Below are 3,032 nucleotides of genomic sequence, written 5' to 3'. Positions count from 1 at the left end.
AAAAGATTAAGCTGCGTCAAATTGGTTAAATTAGCAATCGCATCTGGTATTTCAGTGATTTGGTTATTCCACAGTTTAAGCTCGGTGAGATTAGTTAAATTAGCAATCGTATCTGGTATTTCAGTGATTTGGTTGTTAGAAAGGTAAAGCGTAGATAGATTGGTTAAGTTTTTAATTGCTTCTGGTATTTCAGTGATTTGACTTTCACCAAGGTAAAGCGTAGATAGATTGGTTAAATTAGCGATCACCTCTGGAATCTGGGTTATTTGGTTGTCACTGAGGATAAGCTCCCTTAGATTGGTTAATTTAGCGAACGACTCTGGAATTTGGGTTATTTGGTTGCCATCGAGGTGAAGCTGCGTTAAATTGGTTAATTTAATGAACGCCTCTGGAATCTGGGTTATTCGGTTGTCGCGGAGGTGAAGCTGCGTCAGATTGGTTAATTTAGCGATTGCCTCTGGAATCTGGGTTATTTGGTTGCCATCGAGGTGAAACTGCGTCAGATTGGTTAATTTAGCGATCGCCTCTGGAATCTGGGTTATTTGGTTGCCATCGAGGTGAAGCTGCGTCAGATTGGTTAATTTAGCGATCGCATTAGGTATTTCAGTTAACTCTACTCGAATTAAGATAAGTTCCTCTAAATGTAGTATTTGCGTTACCACATCGGGAATGTTCTCTAAAGGATTGCCACTAAGATCCAACTTTCGCAAATTAGGCAAACCCAATAGTTCGAGTGGAAGCGTTTTTAAATTGTTGCCTGAAACCTTTTGGAGAACGCGGCCTCTTACTTCTTCATAACCCTCAACCTTCTTTCCCAAAATCAAAGACTCAAGCTGCTGCAACTTACCAATTTCTACAGGTAACTCAGTCAACTCCTGCCCAGACAAGTCTAACTCTTGCCAACCCTCAGCCACGGCGCGATCTATCAGTACCAATAACTCATCCTGCGTCATAATTCCAAGCAAAAGGGTGAGGAAAGAAGATTGATAAAGATGATCTTAACTGATTAGGAAAAAATGCTACATCTTCGCTTTTTGGCGATGCCTGCGGCGGGCTACGCCAACGCGCCTTGAGATGTGCTGATCGCATATATCTAAATCTGGTTTCTAGCTATCTCTGTCATGATACTTGCGATCTATTTTTGGCATTGTTTACAAAATCGAGCGATCGCGTAGCGTTTGCCTGTGGCAATCAGAATACAAGTGCGTTGGTTCAGAATACAAGTCTGTTGGTTGAGAAAATAAGTGCGTTGGTTCAGAAAACAAGTGCGTTGGTTCAGAACACAAGTCCATTGGTTCAGAATACAAGTGCGTTGGTTCAGAAAATAAGTCCGTTAGTTCAAAACACAAGTTTGTTGGTTCAGAAAATAAGTGCGTTGGTTCAGAACACAAGTCCATTGGTTCAGAAAATAAGTGCGTTGGTTCAGAACACAAGTTCGTAACGTTCGCATTCGTAAAGCCACCATTACATTTGAGATCCCCCTAAATCCCCCTTAAAAAGGGGGACTTTAAGAAATTTTCCCCCCTTTTCAAGGGGGGCTAGGGGGGATCTGTAAGTGCCTAAAATCACAGCAAATTACTTTTCAAACAACCTCTAAACTAATTTTTGACTTCCGTAACTTTCACTATAACCTCACCCTCTCCCAACTGAATCAATAACTCTTGCCCCACAGTTAACTCAGCCGCAGCACGAGCGATCGCACCATTTTCCTGTCTTACCACTGCATAACCGCGCTGCATAACTGCTTTTGGGTCAAGACTAGCCAACTTTTGGCGTAACAATTCAAGATGCTGCTTTGCTTGCTGCGATCGCCCCATTGTCACTTGTAGCAATTGCTGACGCTGCCAAGCTAACTTTTGCGTCTCTTGCTGCACAAGCCTGTCTAACCGCAAACGCCGCAAACGATTTTGCAACGTTGCTAGCTGATTCTCAGCAGTTTCCCAGGTATCACGCACCGCTTCATGTAAAGCAACAACTCGCTGGCGATGTTGAGTATACAACTCTGACAGTGCTGGTACGACTGTTTCTGCTGCCGCAGTCGGTGTATGTACGCAGGCATCGGCAACTAAATCTGCCAAAGATTCATCTCTTTGATGACCAATGCCAGTAATTACAGGTATAGAACAATTAGCAAGCGATCGCACGACTCGTTCATCATTAAAGCAAGCCAATTCTTCAACCGAGCCGCCACCCCGCGATAAAATTAGCACTTCGGCGCGACCATCTCTTTCCACCCGCTCAATTGCCTTAACTATAGATTCTGGTGCTTGTTCGCCCTGCACCGTGGCAGGAGAAAATAAAATGTGTAAACCAGGATACCTGTGCTTGAGAGTTTTTTGAATGTCACCCCAAGCCGCCGCAGTTGGTGAAGTGACAACTGCGATCGTTTGTGGGTGAGGTGGGAGAGAACGTTTTCGTTGTGCATCAAACAATCCTTCAGCTAGCAAGCGGTTTCGCAACTGTTGATAGCGCAACGCTTGTAAGCCAACACCAGCAGGCAAAGCCTGCCAAACTGACAATTGATACTCTCCTCTTTGCGGATAAACCCGAATACTGCCCAAAATAATTAATTGTTCGCCAGCAATCGGTATTTGCGCCAGTTTTGCCAATTGACTATTCCATGCCACACACTTAATTGCTGCTGTGCCATCGGGGTCTTGGAGCGTGAAAAATAACCCACTACGATGGTGGTTAGCGCTAGAAACTTCGCCAGTTACCCAAATTTGCCGCAGATGTCGATCTTGCTCTAATAGTAAGCAGATATAGTCAGTTAAACCAGATACCGAAAGCGCTGTATTAGGGATTACAGAATCAGTAAAATCAGAAGTCATCAAAGATGCGTATATTAGAATATAGACTGGGTCAAGAATAGGGTGTGGGGTGTGGCGCAACGGGTGTAGTGAAGACTGCATTGGAAGAAGCTTGGAACCCCCACCAATACTATCGTCTTGAAAAGCTTAGGATTGTATCCCAAGGGTGGTTGGGGCTATCTCTTCCCCCACACCCCACACCCTAGGGTGTAGGGTGTGGGG

Annotated in this window: 2 protein-coding genes; both read right to left on the bottom strand. The window is 44.4% G+C overall.

The annotated features are described in order from the left end of the window. Positions 1-953: leucine-rich repeat domain-containing protein (locus I8752_RS01060; RefSeq protein WP_214430475.1), on the bottom strand; the 953-nt coding region annotated here is incomplete at its 3' end. A gap of 645 nt (positions 954-1,598) precedes the next feature. Continuing rightward, the gene (xseA, locus tag I8752_RS01055) at positions 1,599-2,831 is read right to left on the bottom strand and encodes an exodeoxyribonuclease VII large subunit (protein ID WP_214430474.1); all 1,233 of its coding nucleotides are present in this window, start codon (positions 2,829-2,831) and stop codon (positions 1,599-1,601) included. Positions 2,832-3,032: the final 201 nt, after the last annotated feature.

This window comes from Dendronalium phyllosphericum CENA369 (genome assembly GCF_016056275.1).
Lineage (GTDB): Bacteria > Cyanobacteriota > Cyanobacteriia > Cyanobacteriales > Nostocaceae > Dendronalium > Dendronalium phyllosphericum.
This window is presented reverse-complemented; position numbering and strand designations above follow the sequence as displayed.